This is a genomic window from Peribacillus deserti, assembly GCF_016909175.1.
In the GTDB taxonomy this organism is placed as follows: Bacteria; Bacillota; Bacilli; order Bacillales; family DSM-1321; genus Paraperibacillus; species Paraperibacillus deserti.
Map to the genome: position 1 here is coordinate 82105 of NZ_JAFBFI010000002.1, position 24427 is coordinate 106531.

Annotated in this window: 28 protein-coding genes, 2 tRNA genes and 1 pseudogene; 23 read left to right on the forward strand and 8 right to left on the reverse strand. The window is 36.5% G+C overall.

Annotation, left to right across the window (positions count from 1 at the left end; genetic code table 11):
• Positions 1 to 26 precede the first annotated feature (26 nt).
• The gene (locus JOC77_RS02570) at positions 27 to 179 is read right to left on the reverse strand and encodes a hypothetical protein (RefSeq protein WP_204538142.1); all 153 of its coding nucleotides are present in this window, start codon (positions 177 to 179) and stop codon (positions 27 to 29) included.
• Between the two features lie 176 nt (positions 180 to 355).
• Between JOC77_RS02570 and JOC77_RS02575 the strand changes: the two genes are divergently transcribed.
• The 4 genes from JOC77_RS02575 (at position 356) to JOC77_RS02590 (ending at position 2812) form a co-directional block, all read left to right on the forward strand.
• Positions 356 to 526 carry a hypothetical protein gene (locus JOC77_RS02575; protein WP_204538144.1) on the forward strand — a complete coding sequence of 57 codons (171 nt, stop codon included), beginning with the start codon at positions 356 to 358 and terminating at the stop codon, positions 524 to 526.
• Positions 527 to 608: 82 nt separating this feature from the next.
• A tRNA-Arg gene (locus JOC77_RS02580) sits at positions 609 to 682 on the forward strand.
• A 150-nt stretch (positions 683 to 832) separates the two neighbouring features.
• A complete protein-coding gene (locus JOC77_RS02585) occupies positions 833 to 1852 on the forward strand; it encodes a tyrosine-type recombinase/integrase (protein WP_204538146.1) in 1020 nt (339 codons plus the stop codon).
• A gap of 258 nt (positions 1853 to 2110) precedes the next feature.
• Positions 2111 to 2812, forward strand: a complete 702-nt coding sequence (locus JOC77_RS02590; protein WP_204538148.1) for a dCTP deaminase domain-containing protein — start codon at positions 2111 to 2113, stop codon at positions 2810 to 2812.
• 81 nt (positions 2813 to 2893) lie between these two features.
• On the opposite strand, the gene JOC77_RS02595 is transcribed toward JOC77_RS02590, so the two are convergent.
• A complete protein-coding gene (locus tag JOC77_RS02595) occupies positions 2894 to 4009 on the reverse strand; it encodes a Shedu immune nuclease family protein (protein WP_204538150.1) in 1116 nt (371 codons plus the stop codon).
• A gap of 584 nt (positions 4010 to 4593) precedes the next feature.
• Here JOC77_RS02595 and JOC77_RS21135 point away from each other — a divergent pair.
• The 5 genes from JOC77_RS21135 to JOC77_RS02620 all read left to right on the forward strand — a co-directional run bounded on the left by JOC77_RS21135 (position 4594) and on the right by JOC77_RS02620 (position 7091).
• Positions 4594 to 4725, forward strand: a complete 132-nt coding sequence (locus JOC77_RS21135; protein ID WP_239558587.1) for a type II toxin-antitoxin system HicB family antitoxin — start codon at positions 4594 to 4596, stop codon at positions 4723 to 4725.
• A 127-nt stretch (positions 4726 to 4852) separates the two neighbouring features.
• Positions 4853 to 5374 (forward strand): hypothetical protein, encoded by a 522-nt coding sequence (locus tag JOC77_RS02605; RefSeq protein WP_204538152.1) that lies wholly within the window; start codon positions 4853 to 4855, stop codon positions 5372 to 5374.
• Positions 5375 to 5919: 545 nt separating this feature from the next.
• On the forward strand, positions 5920 to 6150 hold the full coding sequence (locus JOC77_RS02610) for a hypothetical protein (protein WP_204538154.1): 231 nt from the start codon (positions 5920 to 5922) through the stop codon (positions 6148 to 6150).
• A gap of 15 nt (positions 6151 to 6165) precedes the next feature.
• Positions 6166 to 6591 (forward strand): hypothetical protein, encoded by a 426-nt coding sequence (locus JOC77_RS02615; protein ID WP_204538156.1) that lies wholly within the window; start codon positions 6166 to 6168, stop codon positions 6589 to 6591.
• Positions 6592 to 6599: 8 nt separating this feature from the next.
• Entirely contained in the window at positions 6600 to 7091 is a 492-nt protein-coding gene (locus JOC77_RS02620; RefSeq protein ID WP_204538158.1) for a hypothetical protein, read from the forward strand.
• A gap of 405 nt (positions 7092 to 7496) precedes the next feature.
• Here JOC77_RS02620 and JOC77_RS02625 read toward each other — a convergent pair whose 3' ends face one another.
• Together JOC77_RS02625 and JOC77_RS02630 are read right to left on the reverse strand one after the other, a co-directional pair.
• Positions 7497 to 8045: a tyrosine-type recombinase/integrase gene (locus tag JOC77_RS02625; RefSeq protein ID WP_204538160.1), complete on the reverse strand. Its 549-nt coding sequence runs from the start codon at positions 8043 to 8045 to the stop codon at positions 7497 to 7499.
• A 905-nt stretch (positions 8046 to 8950) separates the two neighbouring features.
• Positions 8951 to 9799 carry a hypothetical protein gene (locus JOC77_RS02630; protein ID WP_204538162.1) on the reverse strand — a complete coding sequence of 283 codons (849 nt, stop codon included), beginning with the start codon at positions 9797 to 9799 and terminating at the stop codon, positions 8951 to 8953.
• 925 nt (positions 9800 to 10724) lie between these two features.
• On the opposite strand from JOC77_RS02630, the gene JOC77_RS02635 reads away from it, so the two are divergent.
• The 5 genes from JOC77_RS02635 to JOC77_RS02655 all read left to right on the forward strand — a co-directional run bounded on the left by JOC77_RS02635 (position 10725) and on the right by JOC77_RS02655 (position 13813).
• Positions 10725 to 11807, forward strand: a complete 1083-nt coding sequence (locus JOC77_RS02635; RefSeq protein WP_204538164.1) for a hypothetical protein — start codon at positions 10725 to 10727, stop codon at positions 11805 to 11807.
• 69 nt (positions 11808 to 11876) lie between these two features.
• Entirely contained in the window at positions 11877 to 12497 is a 621-nt protein-coding gene (locus JOC77_RS02640) for a hypothetical protein (protein ID WP_204538166.1), read from the forward strand.
• Positions 12498 to 12715: 218 nt separating this feature from the next.
• Entirely contained in the window at positions 12716 to 13177 is a 462-nt protein-coding gene (locus tag JOC77_RS02645) for a helix-turn-helix domain-containing protein (RefSeq protein WP_204538168.1), read from the forward strand.
• 42 nt (positions 13178 to 13219) lie between these two features.
• Positions 13220 to 13360, forward strand: a complete 141-nt coding sequence (locus tag JOC77_RS02650; protein ID WP_204538180.1) for a hypothetical protein — start codon at positions 13220 to 13222, stop codon at positions 13358 to 13360.
• 379 nt (positions 13361 to 13739) lie between these two features.
• A tRNA-Arg gene (locus JOC77_RS02655) sits at positions 13740 to 13813 on the forward strand.
• A 76-nt stretch (positions 13814 to 13889) separates the two neighbouring features.
• Here JOC77_RS02655 and JOC77_RS02660 read toward each other — a convergent pair.
• Positions 13890 to 14138: a hypothetical protein gene (locus tag JOC77_RS02660; protein ID WP_204538183.1), complete on the reverse strand. Its 249-nt coding sequence runs from the start codon at positions 14136 to 14138 to the stop codon at positions 13890 to 13892.
• 211 nt (positions 14139 to 14349) lie between these two features.
• Between JOC77_RS02660 and JOC77_RS02665 the strand changes: the two genes are divergently transcribed.
• Both JOC77_RS02665 and JOC77_RS02670 read left to right on the forward strand, forming a co-directional pair.
• Positions 14350 to 14652, forward strand: a complete 303-nt coding sequence (locus tag JOC77_RS02665) for a DUF3219 family protein (protein ID WP_204538186.1) — start codon at positions 14350 to 14352, stop codon at positions 14650 to 14652.
• A gap of 84 nt (positions 14653 to 14736) precedes the next feature.
• Complete coding sequence (locus JOC77_RS02670) at positions 14737 to 14883, forward strand: hypothetical protein (protein WP_204538188.1); 147 nt, start codon at positions 14737 to 14739, stop codon at positions 14881 to 14883.
• Between the two features lie 637 nt (positions 14884 to 15520).
• On the opposite strand, the gene queF is transcribed toward JOC77_RS02670, so the two are convergent.
• Positions 15521 to 16018, reverse strand: a complete 498-nt coding sequence (queF, locus tag JOC77_RS02675; protein ID WP_101641647.1) for a preQ(1) synthase — start codon at positions 16016 to 16018, stop codon at positions 15521 to 15523.
• A gap of 325 nt (positions 16019 to 16343) precedes the next feature.
• Between queF and JOC77_RS02680 the strand changes: the two genes are divergently transcribed.
• Positions 16344 to 16604 carry a hypothetical protein gene (locus JOC77_RS02680; protein WP_204538191.1) on the forward strand — a complete coding sequence of 87 codons (261 nt, stop codon included), beginning with the start codon at positions 16344 to 16346 and terminating at the stop codon, positions 16602 to 16604.
• 35 nt (positions 16605 to 16639) lie between these two features.
• Here JOC77_RS02680 and JOC77_RS02685 read toward each other — a convergent pair whose 3' ends face one another.
• A complete protein-coding gene (locus JOC77_RS02685) occupies positions 16640 to 17533 on the reverse strand; it encodes an EamA family transporter (protein WP_204538194.1) in 894 nt (297 codons plus the stop codon).
• A gap of 173 nt (positions 17534 to 17706) precedes the next feature.
• On the opposite strand from JOC77_RS02685, the gene JOC77_RS02690 reads away from it, so the two are divergent.
• On the forward strand, positions 17707 to 18267 hold the full coding sequence (locus tag JOC77_RS02690) for an Ada metal-binding domain-containing protein (RefSeq protein ID WP_204538197.1): 561 nt from the start codon (positions 17707 to 17709) through the stop codon (positions 18265 to 18267).
• 383 nt (positions 18268 to 18650) lie between these two features.
• Here JOC77_RS02690 and JOC77_RS02695 read toward each other — a convergent pair.
• Positions 18651 to 19408 (reverse strand): annotated as a pseudogene (locus tag JOC77_RS02695) (AAA family ATPase).
• A 258-nt stretch (positions 19409 to 19666) separates the two neighbouring features.
• On the opposite strand from JOC77_RS02695, the gene JOC77_RS02700 reads away from it, so the two are divergent.
• The 5 genes from JOC77_RS02700 (at position 19667) to JOC77_RS02720 (ending at position 24346) form a co-directional block, all read left to right on the forward strand.
• Positions 19667 to 19927, forward strand: coding sequence for a hypothetical protein (locus JOC77_RS02700; RefSeq protein ID WP_204538200.1), 261 nt, complete (start codon positions 19667 to 19669; stop codon positions 19925 to 19927).
• Between the two features lie 496 nt (positions 19928 to 20423).
• The gene (locus JOC77_RS02705; protein WP_204538203.1) at positions 20424 to 21041 is read left to right on the forward strand and encodes an NUDIX hydrolase N-terminal domain-containing protein; all 618 of its coding nucleotides are present in this window, start codon (positions 20424 to 20426) and stop codon (positions 21039 to 21041) included.
• A 145-nt stretch (positions 21042 to 21186) separates the two neighbouring features.
• Complete coding sequence (locus tag JOC77_RS02710) at positions 21187 to 21597, forward strand: phosphotransferase (RefSeq protein ID WP_204538206.1); 411 nt, start codon at positions 21187 to 21189, stop codon at positions 21595 to 21597.
• 74 nt (positions 21598 to 21671) lie between these two features.
• Entirely contained in the window at positions 21672 to 21896 is a 225-nt protein-coding gene (locus JOC77_RS02715) for a hypothetical protein (RefSeq protein WP_204538209.1), read from the forward strand.
• Positions 21897 to 21997: 101 nt separating this feature from the next.
• The gene (locus JOC77_RS02720) at positions 21998 to 24346 is read left to right on the forward strand and encodes an FdhF/YdeP family oxidoreductase (protein WP_204538225.1); all 2349 of its coding nucleotides are present in this window, start codon (positions 21998 to 22000) and stop codon (positions 24344 to 24346) included.
• Positions 24347 to 24427 lie beyond the last annotated feature (81 nt).

The window sequence follows — 24427 nt, forward strand, 5'->3', positions numbered from 1 at the left end:
CTCAATGGGCCAGCTCTTTTACATTCCTATTTCCTTAAGTTTTCCTGATCTTTCATTCTGTGCTGCTCATCGGGTACTCTCCCGGCATCTCCCGAAGGAGCCTGAGCATTATTGCCATAATCCTGGTACTTTCTTTCTGCTTCCATTAAGGACTTTTTCTGCTTTTCTTGTTCTTTCATGGTGGACCCTCCTTAAATGTGTTTGGATTCCTTTTTCCTTTCTGTACCCTATAAAACAACATATGTAGCAGCCGGTCCCGTTTCCTATAATCGATGAAGGAGTTTTGCCTTTATCTGGCGAAATAGGAGGGAAGCTTCGATAGAATCTGCATAAGATATAAAAAGGGGGAGAGTCAATGACAATCCTGGGTTATTGTTTCTGGTCTGCCGTGATCATTATCGGGGGAACTGGTTACTGGATGGAGCGCAAATATAAAACAAAGGCACCAGAAAAAACGGAATTCCAAGTTCAGCAGGAGGAAATCATAAATCGTCATTCACAATATAATTCCTTTGGCGGTGACTGAAGAAGTTTTATTAAATTTTATTCAATCAACTTTGTTGACCATTCCAGAGTATTCTAATATAATAAGATTCTAATGAAAAATTGTTCCAGTAGCTCAGCAGGATAGAGCGACAGCCTCCTAAGCTGTAGGTCGTGAGTTCGAATCTCTCCTGGAACGTTAACTTTTATACAGTCTAACCCTTGATATGACAAGGTTTTGGACAGATAAGGGATGCTAACACAGATTATAACACTGTGGGAGTATCCCTTTTTTTATCCCTACATTGTTCTGCTACCTCCTTTACCTAACATTATTGGAGGAGAAAGTATGACAAAGAAGAATAGTATTTTTGAAGTTAAGGCAGACATTTCCCTTTTTAAACAAGGATCAGCCAAAGTTGGTATACAGGAAAAGCTCTTAGATACATCATCATCTACAACAGCATCAGCCAATGAGAAAGATGGCAGAGACTTAGACAGTATAATGGAAATCATTATACAGCAGATGAAAGTTAGTGGTTATAGAGAAAGAACTATTACAGACTATCTCACTTATATGGCTCATTTTAGGAAGGCTACACATGTAGAATACCTTGAGGATATTACAACAGATACCATTTATCTTTGGCTTGGTTCTATGAATGTGTCTAACCAGACCAAACTTACAAGGTTAAAATGTCTAAAGGCTATTCTAGGCAGATGTTTTAATAATGGATGGTTTAGCTCTAAGTTTTGGCATGGCATTAACATTAAAGTAGATAAACAGGTTAAAAAAGGTGCAAAGAAAGATGATATAATGGTTTTATTGTCTTTGTTAGACCTAAATACCTTTATTGGATTAAGAGATGCTGTGGCAGTTTTTACTCTTTATAAAACAGGAGTAAGAATCAATACACTTGGGCAACTCCAAGAGAGACACATTGACTTTGAGAATAAATTACTTTGTATGGATGGGACAATTTTAAAAAACCATAAAATTTTAAAGTTACCCCTTGATGATGAATTACTGCATTTGTTGAGGGTTCTTATCAATCAGAACAACAAAATTAGATCATACTATGGTGAACAAAACTCTTATTTATTCATTGGTTACAAAGGAACATCCCTTAATACAAAGTCTACAAATAATGCTATCTCAAAGCAGTTAAACAAATATGCTAAAAAGTATGGCTTAAATAACATTAATCCCCATGCACTTAGAAGGGGCTATGCAAAGAGCTTGTTAGACAAAGGAGCTAACCTTGCATTAATTTCTAAAGCTCTAGGACATTCAAATTTAGCTGTAACAACTCAGTATCTAGATTTAGATGTTGAGGAAGTTGCAGATAATTTAAGGGATTTTTTATAAGGTATCTTCCTCCTGCTATTTTGGCAGGGGGATTTTGTTTATTATATTCTTAGATACCACTACAGGTAAAAACCAATAAGTTACTGTAAGAGACTAACATTTAGTGACTTTTTTTCTTCACACTTGTTCAACTGTTATAGTAATCTATTTTGTGATAATATTTACATATTATGCTAATATTTCACTTTGAAACAAATTTGGTTTTTGTCTGAGGTTTCAAAGTAACCTATATGTTTTTTCACTCTTGGAGGTAAGTCCATGCTGCTAAGTAATAATGATATAAAAAGAGAAATAATTAAAACTAAAAACATTAGTATTCACCCTTTAATTGTGGAGAATATTAAAGGCAGTTCTATTAATCTAACTGCTAGTCCCCATGCTTGGGATATTAAGACTAAAGAATCTGTTGTCAATGATAAAAAGAAAAAAATTACTATTAAAGCTAACTCCACTGTATCTATATTTACCCAGGAAGCACTGTGGGTATCAAGAAGAATAGGAGGTACATATCATCCTAGAGTTTCTATGGTAGCTAAAGGGTTAAGTAATATTTCAACTACTTTAGACCCTCAATGGTATGGACTCTCTCTTGTGACTGTAAGTAATACTACAGATCAGGATATAGTGATAAGAGTAGGTGAAGCTTTTGTTTCTGTTATGTTGTATTACTTGAATACTCCTGCTACCAAAGGGATAATAGATAATCAGGCTAGTAGACCAGATTTATATAGCAAATTTAATCTTACTGATGATGATGAGGAGTTTCTAGCTCTACAATGGCATAGAAATTTTCATGGTATTCTTGAAAAGATGAAGAAATCTGAGAGTTACCAGTATCTTTTAAAGGATAAAACCAGATTTAGAAGAAGTTTATTTACTTTACTAGGGCATCCATTAATAAGTGGCAGCATTGGTGGTGTTATAGCTGGTGCAATAATTTATTACCTAAAGATGAATTGAGTACAGTAGGCTAAGAAGTGGACTGCTAAATAATCAGGATTTTGAATAAAAGAAAGAGGAGAGAACATTTTGACTCTCTCCTTAGTTTTCTGACAATAAATCAAGTAATAATTTTACCTTCTTAAACAGTTCATCAAATGTAATGATAGTTACATTCTTCATTTCTTTTCTATACCACTCAAATGACTGCAATTTCTGTTCTTCCAAGTCATTCATTTTTCCTGCAATTACTACACACATGGGATTAAAAACCTTGAAATCCTCATCAGAACTTCCTCTTAAAGCAGTATATTCTCTTTGTAATGATTCCTTGTATCCTAGTACCTGAACAATTGCTCCAGTTAAATCACTGTGTATAGAGTAAATATTTTGCCTGTACTTACCAGAAAGTAAATCAGTGTTTGGTGTTTTAATCTCAATTAAAGCTACATCTTTTGATAAATCATTCTGAAACATGAAATCTACTACTTTTCCACCTTTATTGCCAATTCCCTTACCACCAACATAGGCTTTGTCTTCAAATAGTAACATGGGGCTGGCAAAAATTTGGCTTAACACCCATGCATTTTCACTAAATACCCTTTGCCAAAACTCTTCATCATTATTGTCTGAATTATCATGCCATACCTTTAATAATTTTCTAATGTTTGTAATTCCAATCAGGTTATTTAGTTGGTCTAATTCATTTCCCTTAACTTCTAGTAATCTTGAAATTATATCCTCTGAATTTTTAGTATTAGCCATCCATTCAAATGTTTGCTTGACTAGTTCTTGTTTATTTTCATCTAGCAGAGTTTCAAATAGACTGCTGTCTTTTTTGAACATTTCAATAACCTTTTGCAATTGGTTGTCAGTCTTAGTAAACATGCTCCATCCTGGAATTATGCCATACTCTTTATGTATTTTGTAATAAACATCTGCCTCAGTCATTAGTTTGAGCATTTCATCTGATTTTAACTCTAGTTTAATTCCCTCATATGCTCTAAGAGAAGTAAGGTTAAAGTCTTTAAAATCTTCCCAATCATCATCTTTTTTCTTCTTTTGAAAAATAAAGCAACCATTTACTGGTGCATTTATATCTTTTTGATTGTTTACTATTTGTGGTCTAAATAATAATCTAGTTAAGTGATTTTCCCTCAAAATAATGTCAGTTCCCATTGCAGAATCCCTTGATGTTGAATTCAATGAGATATTCATCCAATCCCCTCCATTTACAAATATACTTAAATTGTACCATTTTACTAAAAACAAAATTACAAATAAATACAATTTTCAATTCAGCCCCTCCTTATAATAATAGTTTTATCATCATAATGTGGAAACAATAAGTGTACAAAGACAATGGTATGATAACTAAGGAAGAACAGATGCTTATTTCTAGATATCCTGATGATATACAGGAACAGCTTAAAAAGGTATTGCAAAAACAAAAGAAATGTCTATAACCTTTAGCTCTGATACATGGATTGGATATTTGGAGCAGGGATGATTAGAGATAAACTTTGGCAAGTCAGATAGTAAAAGTGATTGTAATAGGTAAGCTAAACACAGCTAAAATGGGTAGGCTTTTACTTGAGATGGCTGAAGGTATAGTAGAAAACCTCTTCAAGAAGAGCTAGAGCATGATGGTAGGTTAGAGAATTTTAAACAGTTTCCAAAGGGAACAAGGTTAAAAGCTAAGGTCAGATAGTTTAAAGGGGGGGGAATCAGATGGCTCTATATAGTTTTTATTCACTTATTGAAAAAGCTGAGGATGGAGTTTATCTGTTACTTTTCCTGATCTGGAAAATTGCTTTACAGATGGTAGAACTTTTGAAGAGGCAGTAGAAATGGCTCAGGATGTTTTAGGTACAATGCTGAGCTTTGCTGAGGATCAGGAAGAACAGATACCTATTCCAAGTAGGCAGATATAATTACTGTACCTGATGATGGTGCTAGTTTAGTACTACTATAGATACTGATAACTTTAGGGAGGCTGTATAAGCTTTCCTTTTTTTGTTGTATTATAGCATCAAGGGATATTTTGGAAGGATGATATACATGGAGTTTATGGAGATTGTAAAGGCTGATGCCTTTTGGGGGCTAGTTGGTGCTGTAATTGGGGGAGCTGTAAGTATTATAGCTACTGTGATGCAGATCAAAGCACAGAATAAAGCTCAAGAAAAGCAAAAGAGAGAGCAGCATGATAAGACAATGACAATAATAGTTAGGTTTATTAAAAATGAGGTTAGACATAATTATGAGGTCTTAGAGGAAGTTAATAAAGAGTTTTTTCCTTTAGAGATGATTAAGAATTTTACCTATGATGAGTTTATACAGGCTTTCAGGAGTCATTATATCAAGGAAAGATTTGAATTTGAAACTGACCACTATGATAAGTTTAAATATGAGATTGCTTATATGGAGAACAGATTTGCTAATGAAATCATTGATTTTTATGACATGTTTGAGATGATAAGGTCTGAGGACTACAGGGAATGGTCAAAGGAACAATTTGAAAATTTTAAAGAAACCTTAGTGGACTTAAATTTCTTTATTCATTCAGATTATGACCATTGGTAAGAGGCATTGACAGTAAGAGGGCTATATAGCACTCCTTTTTATGTACAGTAAAGTACATCAGGTTTTTTTAACCAGGATTTGAACAGCATAAAACACCAAACTTGTGACAAAGTCCTACTGCTTTTTGTTTATTTTGCAGTTAGAAGGATGATACTACTTTGAGAAGTAGTCAATGGAAGGTTGGTATCTAGAGATGGAGACTAAAAAATACTCACTTTATAAAAATGGGATACATCTACATGATTTTGATACTATGACTGATTGTGCAAAATGGTTAGAGAATATAATTGGAGGCTCCTTGAATCAGGGCTTGAGCAGGATTAGAGATGGCAAGTGGACTCCTGAGGAAAATTCACAGTTATTTGGCTAAGAGGTAAAAACTAATAAGAATAACAGTAGGAGAGGGCTGAGGCTCTCTTTTTTTCTTTTCTAATTGTAATAACAGTATTAGGGGCTAAAGCCTACTCTCCTCATTATGTTTGTTGTAAAATAGCACAGATAGGGACAATAAGATTTGCTTAATAAAAAAGAAAGGCAGAATTTTCATGTTGGTCTTGCTTGGGGTAATTCTTATATTTATTGGTCTTATTTCTGCAATATCCATATTTATTAATGGATATAAAGAATTAAAAAAAGAAGAAAAGAAAACATCAAAGGGATTATTTATTATTGTAGGTTTATCTGAGATACTCAGTCCAAGCAGTCTTAGTGGATTGGCTTTCTTTTTATCACTTGTGGCTATTTTAATTGGCATTGTAATGATAACAAGTCACTAAACAGGAGGATATAGAATGAGCATAGTAAATTATCTGGGATGCAATTTTACATTGCATTTAAGTCCTGATGATAGTGATGAGAAAATATTAATTGGTGACTGTTTTTCAGATGAAGAAAACAGAGAGAATGTAAAGAAACATTTTACTACTAAGTATGTGTATGAAGTTTTTACTAATCATTTTGTTGGAATGTGGTTTAATAAACACTATAAAAAAGAATATTTAAAAAGTAATACAGAATCACAAATTAGCTTTCTAGCATTGTGTAAGCTATTAGATAGTTATATGAAGGATAGAGAATATTGTGAGTTTTATACTTGTTGGGTTGGAGATGAATTAGAAGAAAGAAATGTTGAATTAGATCAAACAATAAATCTCAATAATTTTGACATCAATAAGGTACAAATATATGAGAAAACACTGCTAACATTAAAAAAATAGGGTGAGGTATGGAGACTTGGCACAAAAACCAAATTACTAAGAAAAAATTACTGAGATACCTTTTAACTGGTGGAATATTTGTATTGTTATTTCTTATTTTTACTACCCCAATTTTAAAAATGCCAGTGAGTTGGGCAGATTTTTTAGGTCTAATAAAAACAGAACCAAGTTATATTCCTTTTGAATATAATAAAAGTTATATGGCTGCAACTTCCTGTGGTAGGAATTGTCAAACTGTGGAATATCATTATACAGTAACAAAAACTGAACTTGTTGTAACAGCTACTGAAAAAGTAAGTTGGTACAATGACCCTAAGTGGGATAAAGAAACAAAAATTAAGGGAACAAAATATTACTACCAAGATAAAAATCAAAGGCAGTACCTATACTGGAAAGAAGATAAACAAGAGATAGAATTAGAAATTGAATATAAGGGTGAAAATAAATTAACTAAATCAGAAATTGTAAGGATTGCAAACTCTGTAAAACCTGGTAGGTAGTTTTAAGGCTCATACAGTCCAGTAGCAGTCAGGAGCTGGCTGAGTCTGCTGATTCCTCTTTAGTTATAAAAAATAGGATGTAATTATATTTTTAAGAATTGGCATTTTTACCATAGGGGTATTCACCTTTTAGGTAAGTGTGTAAATACTGAGGGATACTTTAGTGTTACTGATAATTAACAGCTCCATATACTTCCTCCTGAGTTAAAAAAATTAGGTTATACTTGTTAAATAAGGTACTCCACAGGGCATAGGTATGTGCTTGGGGGTGTATAGGGGGCCAAAGCTGACAACATCAGGTTTAGTAGTCTTAAAGGTAATGTAAGCTGCTTATATCAAGCTTAAAATTATACAAAGTAAAAGACAGACACTTTAACAGCATCTGCCTGAGCTTACAATATCTATTTATATTCCAATGGATAAACCTGTAGTGACTTTATTTGCCTCATCTTGAGTAATTCCAATGTACCTTAATGTTACTGCTTGTGAGCTGTGATTAAAGATGTATTGGAGCAGAGCTAGGTCTACATCCTGCTTGTAAGCTATGTAACCAAAAGTCTTTCTAAGGCTGTGACAGCTTAGTGTAATGCCTACCATATCTCCTGCATGAGCTACTATTCTGTGAGCCTGAACCCTGCTTATAGGCTTACACCTGTCCTTGTTACTGTAAAAAAGATAGTCCACTTGAGTTAAACCCTCTGCATCTACATAATCCCTTATCAGTAGCTGTAGCTTTGGGTTTAGCTGTATTATCTTTTCCTTATTGGTTTTTTCCTCTCTGTCTCTCCAGATACCTTTCAAGCTGTCCTTTACATTAGCCCTCAGTATGTCAGAGATTCTAAGTCCTGTATTAAGACTGTAGGCTAAGAGGAGGTACTGCTTAGAACCTTTCTTATAGACTTCCATAACATCCTTTATCAGTTTCAGATCAGTAATTGGCTGAGCTGTATTCATATGGCAGTTTCCCCTTGTATTTATGTAATAGTTAAGACTCAATATGTTACATTTCTAACTGTCATTAACCATTATAGCAGAGAAAGGTTGGTATATAAACATATAGGAGGTAACATAATTACATTGTGTTACATTTTTCTAAAACATCATGAAAGTAGTAAGGAGCAGGGCTACATTGGCTATAATTTCCTCTTGCTGTTACTGATTCTGCTACAAGATGAGGAAGGGAATACTCCCCAAATACTTATACATTTAGGGTTACAGCCTTAACACCTTACTCTTTTGTTATTTATTCTGAGAGGAGGAGGCATATACAGGGCTTATCCTTTACCTATTGTTATGTATATAATTTAAAAATAGCAGGAGGGAGGGAGTTGATCTGCCTGTGGTGTGAATTATTAAGCTATCTCCTATGTTACTCAGATTTTTACTACAAACTACTGTAAAGCCTTATACATCAAGGGTTTAAGCCCTCTAACTGTCCTCTAATGTTACTCTATTTCCTGTATCCCTAGAGTCTCCTTACAGCCTAATATTTGTCCTCAACTGCCTCATACAGCCTCTCTTTTATATGTATATTTCCTACAATAATCTATCTAATTTCCTGTCTGTCTATACTGTCTTAACTGTCCTAACTGTCATACCAAAAAGTATAACTACCTCCCCCCTATGCTTAACTGGATGCCCTATACTTAGGCAAAAAAAGAGAGCCTCATCAAAAGAGAATTAACTCTAATGACAAGGCTAAAAAAGATGTTTAAACTACTAGCATATGCCTAACACCTAAAGGAGTTTTACTGCTTTACATGATGACTTAACACCTAGAAACAGAGAGAGACTCATCTAACCTTTTACAGCTAGAGGAGGACTCCCTTATTAGTCATCCCAGGACTCCCTTTTAAAGTTTACTGTACATTATCAGGAGTAACATAAAACTCATATCCTAAAGTCTTAGGATTTCCTGCTTTTCTGTAGAATACAAAAGGATTAACTTTGATCTGGTACTCCTTAGCATATCCTGTCTTAATCCTTGCAAATACAAATTTATTATCCCAGACAATACTAGCTAACTTAATAGCTGTCTTTTCTCTGCTCAAGCCTACTGCATCAGCAAGGTCTTTAATTGTAAGGTGCTTTACTTGGCTGTATTCTCTCTCAGAAGGATTAACAGCTAACATATTGCTATCATAATGAATGAAAGGAATAGTTTTATACATAAAGCCAATATCAGCAGGTTGTATTTCTTCTTGAGCATATACAGCCTGTAGAGTATCCATAAAGACCTTTACAGCTCCATCAGTCTTAATCTTACTATTAGCTCCTCCTGAGCCTTTTCTAAAGCAGTATTCATCTGAAATAAAATAAGCCTTATGACTTTTGCCATAAAGCTCTACTTTCTCCTGATAGACAATACCTTTATCTTTTAACCTCTTTAGCAGTCCTCTCAGAGTATTATCAGATTTAATCTTTAATACATCCTGTAGCTCTAATGTAGTCATAGGCATTTTGCTATCTGCTGATACCTTTAACATATTCTTATAATCAATGTATGTTTGCATTACTAGAAAGTATCCTAAGTCTTTATTATTCAATTTAGCAAGTCCTCCCTCAATAGCATCCATCTGAGTAAACAAAAAAGGAGCATCTGATTTACTGATCAGTGACTCCCTTTTCTTATGCTCCTGATATGCTCTTTGCTGAGCCTCAGTCCTGTATGATGCTACCTCTATAATTTCTCCTGTTTCAATATCCATTAACTGCTTTGCCATAGTAATACATCCCCTTATACTTTTCTCATTTTTTTAGCCTCCATCTCTCTCAGTTAAGGTCTGTCTCCCAAAAGACCTGTAAAAAGTTTATTAGCTTTCTACACTACTATGTCTAAGTAAAAGGTAAGGAATAAAGTAGATTATTGATATTTATTTTAAAAATTAAGGATTAGCTGCTTAACTGTCTCAAGAGCAAAACATAAAGCCTAAAGGCTTGGAGCAAAGCTCCCTAACAATGACTTAAAAGACTAGAGGTATTTATAAGGGCTTATACAACAGGAGGGATATAAGGGCTTTGCCCAACTGTCCTAACTGCTATAAGGGCTGAGATATTGTATTAAAGAAAAGGATACTAAGCAGGTCTATTAATTATTGTTGTTAGGACTGACTGTAAGGAGGGACTAAGGCTGATAAGCCTAAAGCTCTTTGTAGTTATTTCTATAAGATAAGAGAGATTCTTTTTTGCTTAGAATGGCTGTATCCCTTATGGCTCTAAGGATGAGAGGGCTTTTTGTCTGAAATAAAAACCTCAAAAAAGGTCACAGATTTAGCCTAAAAACCTCAAAAAAGGTCACAAATGTTATGGGCTTTTGCTGATGAAATTACTACAGGATAGCTTAAAACAGGTAAAAAAGGTCACAAGTGACAGGGAAAGTACATCTTTTCTTTGTACCAGTTTCTTGTATGTAACTTAACAGCTTTAAATAACTGTCTTAAATAACTGTATTAAGACCTTAAATAATAAGTCACAATCCTGATCCTTTCCTCTATTGGTATTAGTAAGAGTTAATTTCCTAAAATACTTCCTCCAGGTACTTTATTTGGCCTCTAGCAGTCAGACAATAATATGTAGAGGATGATATGCAGGAATTAAGCTCATCCCTAACCACAAAAGAGGAGGAATTACACAATGTTAAAGTTTGAATTTAAAGATGCTACTCCTGAGAAAAAGCAGGAAATGCTCTCAGAGATAATTAGTAAATACAATGTTAGTAATAAGAATGAATTGATACAGGCTCTAGGTCATGCTCAGGCAGTTTTAGACTGCTCACAAGAGGAGTTTGCTTCTCATCCATCAGTAAAGATCAGCACTAGGACATTGAGGACTCATAAGAAAGAATATCTAGACCTTTATGAATTGGCAGTGATTAAGTATGAGCCTACAGCTGAGCTTAAAGATGTAGATGGAGTAGTAAATGATGATGTTTTAGAGAGTGTTTATCAGAACTTGCTAGTAAGGCTACAGAGTAACAAAACATCTACTAAGGACTTAGCTACAATCCTTGAATACTTTGGCATTACAGCTAATGAGTTTAAGCAATATGCTACTTTTAGAAATTCAACTATGAGAGCTTATTTAGCTGATAACCTAAAGGCTATTGTGACTGATGAGGATGCTAACTTACTTATTAAATCAGTTATTGTAGAAAGTCCTTACTTGTATCAGGGTACAGAAAAAACTCTAGGCAATACTTACAATGCTCAGATCATTGACCTTGATAATCCACTGGCAAGGCTTGAGGCTCAGACATTAGGGCTTATGTTTATGAGTTTGTTTAATGGTAATGTTACTCCTGCTTTTGTTAATCATGCTCAGACATTGAGGCTACTAAAGCTGTCAGCAGGTATTAAGGATGTAAATGAAAACTCTTATAAACAGTTTGAGAGAATGGATGGCAGACAGCCTACATTAAAATCTCTTACTCCTTTGATGGAAAAGGACTTAATAGAGGTATTTGGTAGAGAGCAAGGCATACAGATGTTTGCTGATTTTAGCAAGGTTAAGGACAAGGCAGAGACTAAAACAGCTATTAAGCTCCCTGATTATGAGACTGTAGCTGATGACTATGAAAACTATTTGAAAACATATACAGAGACAAGTAACAAGCCTTTGAAAGTATTGTTAGCTAGGTTGGATGCTTGGTCTGAAAAAGAAAGGTATGCCTCTATAACTAATAAGTATCAGGACTTTCTAGAGGTTAATGAGGACTAAGCAAGGCTTGAGGATTAAGAAAGACTAGCAATATAAAAAACTAAAACATTAAAAAGGGGATTATTACAGATGACTAACAAAGTAGAATTGACTAAACAGATGACAGGCAAAGTAGCAGAGGTTATGGAGGCTCAGGAGGCAGTATTTTCTTTCTTAGATGAGATTGAGGAGACAGTAGCTGAGGGAGCTGAGGCAGTAGAGCAGATGGCTCAGGTTGTACAGGCTAAGAAAGAGGCTATGACTACCTCTACTGAGTTTGGAGAGGTTAAGTTAGCTCAGACAGAGATTAACTCTCTAGAGGAGGATATGGAGCTGCTAAAGCAGATTAATGATAATAAGGCTAGGGCTATGAAAGCTACTCTAGAGGATAAGGCAGAGGCTTTCTTTGTAGCTCATAAAGGAGCAGTATTTTTCTTTGGCATTGTAGATACTCACTTTGTAGCTAATACATCACTGGCAACTATTGCAGAAGATGAGCAGACTCTTACAGGCTTTGGAGATGACTTAGCTAACAGCTTTTCATCAGTAAGAATGATGTTACTAGATGAGAATATTGTAGCTCAAGAGAACCAAAACAGATTGTACAGAGGCATTCACTTAGGACAGGCAGGAAAGGTAACAGAGCTAAGGGCTTATCATAGTCTAGTTAGAGGCTATGCAAGAGAGCTAAAGGCTAAAGGTACTTTGTAAGAAAGCAGAGGCTGAGAGAGACCTCTTAGGGAGACAGACAGCACCAACTACCTAAGGAGGAAATAAGATGTTTGAATTTCTAGCACAAGGAGCAATAACTTTAGTTATTTACTATAAAGTTATTCCCTATATCTTTGCACCAAAAGAATGCAAATAAGACTGATCAGGAGGCTGAGAATGCCTCCTTTTATTAATTCATCATAAGGAGCTGTATACAGATGGCGAGGACAAGGTATGTAAAGGCAGAGGCTGAGTTAGTAAGGCAAAGAGAGGACAGGCTAGATAACATTCTCTTTGAATGTTTGGAGATTATGAAAATGCCTGAGAAATGGGCAATAGATAGACAAGGTAACTTTAATATTGTTTATCCTCATCCTATGGTAAAAAGAGAGGCTAACAGGATAGAGGGCATACAGTACCTCCCTCATAAGAGCTACAATCTCCCTATTGTATTGTTAGAGAGGTTACTTTATTGGGAGGAGATAACTAAAGGAATAGCTCTAAAAGGTAATAGAAAGCCTTATACAAAGGTTACTCCTAATATGGTGGCTGAGATAGTTAAGCTAAGGGAGCAGGGCTTAACTATGGGTAAGATAGCTAAACAAGTGGGAGTATCAGAGCATTCTGTAAGGCATTATCTTAGAGCAGGACAGAAGCAAATTGAGGCAGTAGCTAACTAATAGCTATTGTCTCTCTTTTTTGAAAGGAGAGGTGGTCAGGATATGGATAAAAAGTACATTGAGGGTAATCACAGCTCTAAGAAAGAAAAGGGCAAAGATAAAGGTAAGTCAGCTCTACAGAAAATAAGCTCTGGTCTTTCTAAGCAGCAGGCTGAGAAAATGCTGATCATAGCAAGTAACTAAGGGTGGGAGCTTTGCTCCTGCTCTTTTTTTTGTGCTCTATGTCACAGCCTGTTACAGTTAGGGAGTTATATTCCAGATTTAGAATATTTCATCACAAGGAGATAGAGGCAAAGAAGGAGAAGGGTGTCAAAACTGAGGACATGTTATGCAGGAGACTCTAAGAATGGCTGTGGGAGTGCATGTGATAAAAAAGCAAGAATACAGTAAATATGTACTTGATAACTAGAAAGCTGTAAGGTATTCTGTTAAATGAGGTAATAGAACTTTGTTAGGGATTTGTTCTAATCCCTATATATATATATTGTAGACTCACAGTGAAAACTTAATCTGTGCAAACCCTTGATATGCCTGTTGTTTGGCTGATAAGGGACAGCATCTTGTTCCAGTAGCTCAGCAGGATAGAGCGACAGCCTCCTAAGCTGTAGGTCGTGAGTTCGAATCTCTCCTGGAACGTTATATTGGAAAAGCCATGTTAGAACAAAGGCCCTGAATAAGGGCAGATGTTCCAGCATGGCTTTTTATTTCGTTTTCATAAAGGGTACTCCATCTTCTTCACTAACTGAGTTATTTCAATATTTTCGTTATAAACTACTTTAACGATTTCCGTATCAGTGGCATAGCCGGTTTGCTTTTTTATTTTTTGAATCCATTCATATGCAGTTTGAGCGGCAGCATGATCTGGGTTTTGATGAAACTTCTTTGAATTGACAGGAAAAACTCCCTTTTGCAGAAAACGGGTTCCATGGGCATGCATAGTCACTTCAAGGCTAATTTGCAAGTTAATCTTCCTCAACATGTTTTTTTTTCTTATTTTATTTTTCTTAAAATTAATCTTCTTATCAAAAAGATATATATATCTGCAGGCTGGGTATACCAATAAGATAAATGATTTACGAGTTATTTTGGCATATTGACTGTGACTGCCGTGTGGTTATAGTAAAGCAGTAACAGGCGTACTTTTCATTCCATTATAAGGAGCTGCACTTCCTATGGCACAACAAGTGATTTTAAATAATACTACATTAAACGTTTCAAATTTTAAGGAAGAAACAATTAATCAAAATGGACAAGACCAGCATAAACTAAGCTTTGATTTTCAAGTAACACATGAGGAGTACCATGATATAACAACTCTTCTTTATGAACAGCATTTTGATATAAGAGTTCCAGAGAATAACCTGGATTTTAGAGGATCAATCTGCAATTATTGGACTTCTTTTACTAACTTATACAACACCGGCGCAGTTGGCGATTTTCACCTTGAGCTAATTGAAACGGTAAAAGAGTCTTAATCTTTTTTTATAGAACATTATTGTATTATTTATTAAAAACTCCAGAATTACACATATTATATGTGAATACTGGAGGTGATACATATGGAACAAAAACCGGAACATTACGATGGCTCTCCGCTTGAATTTTTTATGGACGATTTTTCACCCGCGCAGCAGCCATTTCAGATAACCTCTGAAATGAGAGCCAGCATAAGCGGTAACCCTTATACATTTGAAATAAACGAATAAGCGATTCGATAGCAAAGAGAAACTATGGCATTCACTTCGGTTTGCCATAGTTTCTTTTTGATTTGATTTAGGAAATAATCTATTGCTATGTTTATCCATAGATAACTAAAAGAGGAAAAGCACGATCGTAAACATACAAAAAAGTCCTCATTACCTAAATGCAATTTTATAATACCCAATGTATCAAATCATTTCTTCAATCTATATATCAAAGGTGTTAGGAAAATGGACGAAATGAGCCATAATGAAAGAATAAAGTAACTTATTAAGCGGACAGCCACAAGGAAATGCATTATGGTGGATTAGTCTTAACCACCATATATTAGCCTCTCAGTTAATGAGCACAAAACATAAAATTGATTATCTATTTTACAAATCGAAGTTTGATGAAAAACATTAATCTAAATAAAATTAATATGGCAGTATACGCTTACCAGGACATGAAAATATATAAGAAACAGGGCTGAATACCATGGGTGCGGTCTCCTTAATTAAAGGAGTGAACAATTTAATTCTCTGCTGGCCGGCGAATTTTGTTATATTCCAAGTGAATTTCTTGTAGCAGTATAAAAAAAAGAAAACCTATTGTATAAAAGTCACAGTAGGTTCTCTTTTATTGATTTAATCTCTTATTCCCTTACCGATTATCAACCTTCTCCGGATATAAGTCATGATTCATCAGGCGGTAATTAGCCATTTCCTCATATTTTGTTCCTGGTTTGCCATAGTTTGTATAAGGGTCAATGGAGATGCCGCCGCGTGGAGTGAATTTGCCCCATACTTCAATATATTTAGGATCCATGAGTTTGATTAAATCGTTCATTATAATGTTCATGCAGTCTTCATGGAAATCTCCATGGTTTCTGAAGCTGAACAAGTATAGTTTTAAGGACTTGCTTTCGACCATTTTCACATCCGGAATATAGCTGATGTAAATGGTGGCGAAGTCAGGCTGTCCTGTGATTGGGCATAGGCTTGTAAACTCGGGGCAATTGAATTTAACAAAATAGTCACGGTATGGGTGTTTGTTATCGAATGATTCAAGAATTTCTGGTGAATATTCAAAAAGATATTTCGTGCCCTGATTGCCAAGCAATGTTACATCTTGTAATTCGTCTTTTTGTCGTCCTGCCATGTAAATAGCCTCCTATGTTTTAAATCCCATATGTTATAAATATTAAAAGGAGAAGTATTTCATAGAAAAATAAAAACCATATCTAATAAAAAGATACGGCTTTTTGCATATGCCATAGTTTTTTATAGAGGGTATCTGCTATGAACCTCTCCCTTAAATCGGGAGTATATTTGTTTTTTATACCTGAAAAATTATATATGACAAAGAAAAATATTTCAATACAAAAACTTATTCGAGCGTGTTAAATCATATTTATGAAGCGAATATATTGGATAAATCCGGGGAAAATAAGCTTCATTCGCGGTCGAATAGAGGAGGCAGAGGGATGTACCTGGAAGGACAAATTATATCTGGAGAATTTGATCAGGAAACTCAAGTTTTTTCGCTGAAAAAGGTCAAGAATTTTTATACTGAAACGAGTCTGAAAGAAAATCAGGTTGGTCATTTATACAATTATCTAAAACTGCATGAGGGTGATACGGATGGGCAGATTGTTACACTTTATGACCAAATGCTGGTAAGACTTTCGTCCGAAGAAGTGAAGGTGCTCATAGGTGAGCTTGAGAGAATTCAAAGTATGTACTAAAAAGCTGCCTTGGCCTGAGGCAGCTTTCCTTGCTTTTAAGCTGTTTTTCTTTCGCTGGTTCTCCCTTTTTTAACCCGTAGATCCGTTACTAAAATGATACTTGCCAAAATAATAAACATCCCAATAATAGTGTTGAAATGTATAATTTCGTCTAGGAAGATTACTCCCCAGGCTACTCCAAACAGAGGAACGAGAAAGGTCACGCTGGTCGTTTTAAGAGCTCCGGTCTTATTAATTAAATAGAAAAATAAGATATAAGCCATCGATGTACAAACAACTGCTAATGCTATTACAGATAGGAAGGCCTCTGTTGATGGAAGTTTTTCTGGCAGAGTAAAAAGAGCAAATGGAATCAGGACAATCCCAGCTCCTAACTGCTGCCCAATGGCCAGATCAAGGGGCTTAGCATCCTGAAAGTTTTTCATAATATAATTGCTTGCAATTCCGTAAAAAAGAGCTGCGCCTACACAGCATAAGGCAGACAGAACAAAAATTATACCTGTCGAACTCTCTCCCCAGCCAGCTAAAACAGCTACGCCCGCTATTCCCATAATCATTCCTGCCACTTTTTTTAAAGAAAGGGGAGTCTTAAACCAGAAAAATGCAACTAATGCTGTAAACATGGGCGTAGTAGCATTGATAATAGACGCTAAAGAAGCAGTTAAATGCAATTCAGCTGCTGTAATAAAAACAAAAGGGAAAGCAGCATTAAGTGTTCCGACTATAAGATATTTTTTCCAATGAGCTCTAAAGCTGAATCGATACCGGATTACTGCGGCATATAGCAGAAGGGCCAGCGCAGCAATTAAGACCCTTAATTCAACTGTAACGAAGGGGCCAAATTCCGGAGATGCAATACGAATAAATAAAAAGGAAGCTCCCCACACGGCAGCAAGTGAAAATAAGGCCGCTAAATCTTTACTAGACACACAAACCAGCTCCTAAAGACAAAAAAGTAATGTTCAATTATATATTTCACTATTGATTGTAATGGAATCGGCATTCTAATTCGTTTCAATTCTTGCTCTTTAATTTTTCTGCTGCACACACATCTGCAAGCCATGTTAAACTTAACATAAAAAGAGAAAACAAGTCGAACGGGGTGAATGAAATAGAAGAAAAAATTTGGAATACAATCGTTAATTGTGATTCGCAGTTTGATGGCGTTTTTTATTACGGAGTTATCACAACAGGCATTTATTGCCGTCCTTCCTGTAAATCTAAAACACCCAATAAAGGGAATGTTAAAATTTATAATACGACAGAACAAGCAAAAGAGGATGGACTCCGTCCGTGCAAAAGGTGCCGGCCTGATACAAATGTCAAAGACTCTCCCAGTGAAATCTCGGTGCTGCATGCAAAGGATTTATTGGAAAATCATTATATTGAAGACTGGACTTTAGAGGAGTTATCTGAAAGGGTCTATTCCAGCCCGTTCTGGCTTCAGCGAAGGTTTAAAGAAATGGTAGGGATGTCACCATCCAGATATTTGACCAAGCTAAGAATTGCTTCGGCAAAACAGCTTCTTTTATCAACTGACTTAACCATCATTACCATTGCTTTACAAACCGGATTTAAGAACTCTTCCCATTTTTCATCCGTTTTTACTAAACAGACTGGGATGCCGCCAAGTACCTTTAGATCAATCATGAGGCAGCAGTAACCTGATAAGACTGATCTATATCAATATCTTATTCTATTAAAATGGTGACACTAGGATGATTGATCTGCTTCAATTTGCCAAGTTCTTTCTAAATCTGCTGAGTAAAAAAAATCGAGACACACGAAGCATATAGTTCAATTAAGAAAAGAACCATGGTTTAAAAAGCTTCTTAAGGATTACAGATATGAGTATATCATTAACCACAATCGCGACGTGCACAGCTATCTTGAAAAAACAGCAAATATAAAGCTGCTGCTTCATAGTGAAGAAGAAAGAATGAAGTTTATCGATCTTGTGAAAAGAGAGCATAGAACGTATACGAATTTTGTATAATGGCAGCTTCACCATTTTTTATACACAGGTCTTTTTTACACAGGTTTGTGTTAATCCTTAAATAAATGATGCAGCATCCGATCTTTATCGTCAAAAACTGTTTCATGAGAATATAGTGGTTGGTAGCTTCCAAGTCAACTTCATATATTCCTTCTTGAGTTAATTCTAAAATTTTTGCATCTGGAAAGGCCATGATTATTGGTGAGTGGGTTGCAATGATGAATTGTGAGTCATCATGGACCAGTTCGTTGATTCGGGCGAGCATGGAAAGCTGGCGTATCGGCGAAAGTGCGGCCTCTGGTTCATCAAGGATGTATAACCCTTTTCCATTGAAACGGTTTGTAAAGGCAGCAAAGAATGCTTCACCATGTGATTGCTCGTGGAGAGATTTACCTCCAAAAGAGTCAATTACTTTTCTTCCACCTTCATCTTCTCTATCCATTTCCTCTATGTTTGATGCCACATTATAAAACGTTTCCGCTCTAAGAAAAAAACCGTCCTTTGGTTTTTTTACACCTTTAATTAATTTCACATATTCTTCCAAGGTAGAATGAGAATTAAAGGTAGTGAAATTAAAATTAAACGAACCTCCTTCTGGATTAAAGCCGGCTGCAATAGCTATTGCTTCTAGAATTGTTGATTTCCCCATGCCGTTTTCTCCTACAAGATAGGTTACAGAAGGGTGAAAAGCTATTTCCCGCAGGTCTTTTATTGCAGGCAGGTTATAAGGATTGCTGTCAAAGGAAACCATATTTTCCCGTTTAAGCCTCATTTTTTTTATATAAGGTTCATTGAAAATGTTCTCCATATATACACAACCTTTTTTACATTAAATATAACATGTAGAATTGACTGCTTATAAAAAGAGTTTATATTTTAGATTGAAATTTAATAACCAGGCAGCTGAAACTAGAAAAGTTATAGCAGAAAGTTTAAAAAGATGGCTATAAGTCAGAAAATTTGTAATCCAACTGTAATGTCGTTTAAGGCCTTATTCTGTTATAATTTGTATAAGCTTTAAAAAGGCTTTTAAGTATCCCTAACATATGAAAGGGGGAGGGGTATTTTGGAAATTAGCCAAATAAAAAAATTATTAGAAGACCTTGCTTGTTCACCATATATGGAAAGCAGAGTGTCTCATACCCTAAGTCATAAGGATAAGCAAATGCTTGAAATTAGCTATCAGGGTGAAAATAGAACTTATCAAATCGTTAAAATTGAAAATCAAAGTGTCGAGCATTATGCGGATGTAAATTCAGCAGCGTTGGCCATTTCAACTATGATAAATCACCAATTAAAAACAGAATATATGAACCTTATACATTAAAAAAACCTGCTGATTCTACTTTTTAGCAGTTTTTTTTTATAGTGAATTTATTTCTTGTTTGCTTTCCCTTTGTGGAAAAAGTACTGCAGTGTGCTAGGACTATTGCTTGCGTATCGAAGGTCTGTAAATAAGATCTCAGTGCTAAATCATTGGGTCTGCGCGAGTACCAGATCTCAGTACTAAATTAGTTTAAGTCTGCGGAAGAAATTAGATCTCAGCGCTAAATTAGGGATGGTCTGCGCGAAAAACCAAATCTCAGCGCTAAATTAGCTTGGATCTGCGTGAAAATCCAGATATAGCGTGGAACACCTGGAGTCTAATCACAAAACTAAATCAGCGCAAATACAGTATGCTATTGGCTTTGCATCATTTCTTACATAAAAGGAAAGCCGTAAAATTAAATTGCTTAGAAGGGTTTATATTGTTAGTTAGCACTTTATTTTTATATGTAACGTACTGAATTTATAATCATACTAGTTTAAGGCGGTGAATATTTGTGTCTAATAAATGGCTTGAGTGGGCGAAACAAATCCAGTCCCTGTCCCAGGCTGGACTCACATACTCAAGGGACGTATACGATAAAGAAAGATTTCAGGCACTAAGGGAGATCAGTGCAGAAATGGTATCAGAACTCGCTGGCACTCCCATCGAAAATATTCGTGAACGATTCACAAATGAAACTGGATATCAAACTCCTAAAGTAGATGTGAGAGCGGTTATTTTTCATGAACAAAAGCTGCTTCTCGTCAAAGAAAAACATGATCATCTCTGGGCTTTGCCGGGGGGATGGGCCGACATAGGCTTAACCGCAAGTGAGACAGCTGTAAAGGAAACCAGGGAAGAAACCGGCTTTGTAGTTAGTCCAAGCCGGCTTTTGGCAGTGCTGGATAAGAAATGTCATCCCCATCCTCCTTCGCTATTTCATGTATATAAATTTTTTATTCTCTGCGAGCTTGAAGGTGGGGCAGCGGCACCAGGACTCGAAACTTCCGAAGTGCGTTTTTTTGCAGAAGACAATCTTCCGCCGCTGTCTATTGCAAGAAACACAGAAGGACAAATTCAATTAATGTTCGAATATTTAAGAAATCCTTTAAAAGAAACTCTATGTGATTAGCTATTTGGAGGGAAAGAGATACAGATCAGGACTATGCTTGATGAGCTTGGTATAGATGCTGTTTCAAGCACACAGATAAACGGCGGAAGAGACAGCTCTGTGTGGAAAATAGAGACAGCAGAAGGAGCTGTATATAGCGCTTAGATTGCTGCCAAAAGAGCGCCATCAGCAATTCTTAAATGAGAATGAATTAATTAAAACCGCAGGCGCGCATGGATTAAAAGTTCCAAAAATATATTCTATCAATCTATGTGAAAGTACATCTGTTATGGTAATGCAATGGCTTAAAGGGCGGAATCTATATGAAGAGCTGCGAAATCAACCCCAATCTGCAGAAAAACTAGGGGCTGCTTTTGGCAGGGAACAGGCAGCCATCCATAGTATAAGGTCTTCTGTGCTGCTGGAAAACGATTGGTTAAGTCCTAAAACAAAAGAAGAATCCCAGCTTGTACATAAAATCCATGCACAGTTTGGTCCTTTGACAAAAGTTTTCCTTCACCTTGATTATCATCCGCTGAATGTACTCACTGATGGACAACAATCACCGGCATATTAGATTGGACAAATGCTTCCTTTGGTGATCCTAAATTCGATTTGGCAAGGACACTGTCCATATTAAAGCTGATGCATATGCGAACTGAATCATCGCTTGGGGAAGATTCATCGGTTATACCGAATTTTGTTAGAGGTTGGATGCAGGGATATCAAAGTGCATCGGGTCATTCGATTTCCGAGTCTTCGTTATTCGATGCCTGGTCCTGGATCCGCATGAAAAATGATATGTATGGCGATCTTTCCATTGAAGAAATTTCTATGATTGATAAGCTGGCTGCAATGGCTCTTCAACCCGATTAATATTAACGGCTTATTTCAGCTTAATCATATTAAAAATGTAAGCGGTTTATATGAAGCTGCCTGAATAATTTAAACATAGATATAAAAAAGGGAGAATCGGTATGGGGAAAACTAAACACACAGGTCCTATTAAACTAGACACAAGACCGGAGCCCTCTTTATGGGCAGGACTTGCGCCTTTGGGGATTGGCAGGATAAAGCCTCATCATGTGAAGGATTCACTAAAAGCAGCCTGGGATAATAAAGATAATCTGCCTTATGCTTATCGAATATTAACAGAGGGAGTCTGCGATGGATGTGCCCTGGGGGTCTCTGGTTTGCGGGATCAAACGTTGCGCGGGCCGCATGTGTGTACTACTCGTCTAAATGTACTGCGGCTAAATACGATGGGTGCTATTGATGATAAATGGCTTGAAGATGTGGAAAGCATGAAGAAGCTGAATAGTACAGAGCTTAGAAAGCTTGGCCGGATTCCATTCCCATTATCCAGAAAAAAGGGAGAAAAGAAGTTTACCAGAATAACATGGGATGAAGCGCTCAACAGAATTGCGGCAAAAATTAAATCTATTAATCCGAGACAGCTCGCATTTTACTTAACGGCCCGCGGTATAACCAATGAAGTTTATTATACAGCTGCTAAAACGGCCCGTTTCCTCGGAACTAACAATATAGATAATGCTTCACGGATATGCCATTCTCCGAGTAAAACGGCATTGAAAAGATCATTGGGAATCGGGGCATCCAGCTGTAATTATAAGGATTGGATTGGTACCGATGTACTGGTCTTCTGGGGTTCTGTAGCAGCAAACAATCAGCCGGTATCCACTAAATATTTATACGCCGCTAAAAAAGCCGGGACGAAAATCATTATGATTAATCCATACCGAGAGCCTGCGATGGAAAACTATTGGATACCGTCTATCCCTGAAAGTGCACTGTTTGGGACAAAAATCGTAGATGATGTATATCAAGTAAACATAGGCGGCGACATTGCTTTTATGAACGGAGTGATGAAGCACTGGATGGAAATGGAAAGGGAAAGCCGCGGTTCAGCGGTTAATCATCCATTTGTCAATGAACACACAAATGGATTTCAGGAGCTAAAGTATCACTTAATGAAACAGGAATGGTCCGAGCTAGAGAGTTCATCCGGAGTGTCCAAAGAGAGAATGCTTGGGTTTGCCCGCCTGCTTGCGGATGCTGCCACCGGCGTATTCGTTTGGAGTATGGGCCTGACTCAGCACAGATTTGGTACAGATAATATTTCACAGGTGGTTAATCTCGCTTTGCTGCGGGGTTTTCTGGGCAGAGAAAAATGTGGGGTGATGCCGATCCGCGGACACAGCGGTGTACAGGGTTCCGGTGAGATGGGCGCTGATCCATTTGTTTTGCCTGGCAGTGATTTTAATGAAGAGAATGCTGTTAGAATGGAACAATTGTGGGGGTTCCCAGTCCCAAGATGGCAGGGGGATTCTATTGGACAGACTCTTGAAAATGTCTTGCTCCGAGAAGACCATGAAAGAAAAGTTAAATTGTTTTACACGAGCGGGGGCAATTTTTTAGAAACGATGCCCGACCCTGAGGCGATGATGCATATCCTCGAAAGTGTTGAAATGCGTGTCCATCAGGATATCATTTTTAATACGTCCACGCTTGCTGATGCAAAGGAAGAAGTAATAATTTTGCCAGCAATGACCCGGTATGAACAGCCTGGAGGAGGAACTTCCACCAGTACGGAAAGAATGGTGTACTTCAGCCCGGAAATTGAAGGTCCAAGAATAGCAGAAGCAAGGGCAGAGTGGGACATATACATAGATCTTGCTTCAAGAGTACATCCAGAAAGGAAAGAGCTGATCCAATTCAACAATGCGCAGGAAATTCGAAGAGAGATTGCGGCTGCAAATCGTAATTATGATGGCATCCAGGTTTTAAAGGAAAAGGGGGACTTTTTTCAATGGGGAGGTGCCTGGCTTTGTGAAGATGGAGTATGCCCTACGCCAGATGGCCGGGGTAGTTTACTTCCTATTGAAATTCCTCAAAACAGAAAAACAGAGGGTCAGTTTTATGTAACTTCACGCCGAGGAAAACAATTTAATTCTATGATCTACAGTGAAAAAGACCCTTTCAATGGCGCTGGCCGATATGACATCTTAATAAATCAAGCTGATGCGGTAAAACTCCGGATACAAGAAGGGGAATCCATCGTAGCCTGCAATAAATTCGGTACCTTTCAAGGATATGCCAAATATGGAGAAGTAAAGCTGGGCAATATTGCTGTGTATTGGCCTGAAGGAAATGTACTGCTTCCAAAGGGAGTATTTGAAAAGTATGCTAAAATTCCTGAATATAACACAACAGTTATTGTTGAAAAAGCGGAAACCTTTCATGCCCATAAGGATAAAAGATATGTTGAAAGGCGAATTGAGGAGCTGGAGCTGGCAGTGGAATAAGAGGTTGAGAGGGAAAGTCTGCTATTCTTGAGGTTTAGCAGGATTCTTGAGATATTTGCAGAATTCATGGTATTTATGCAG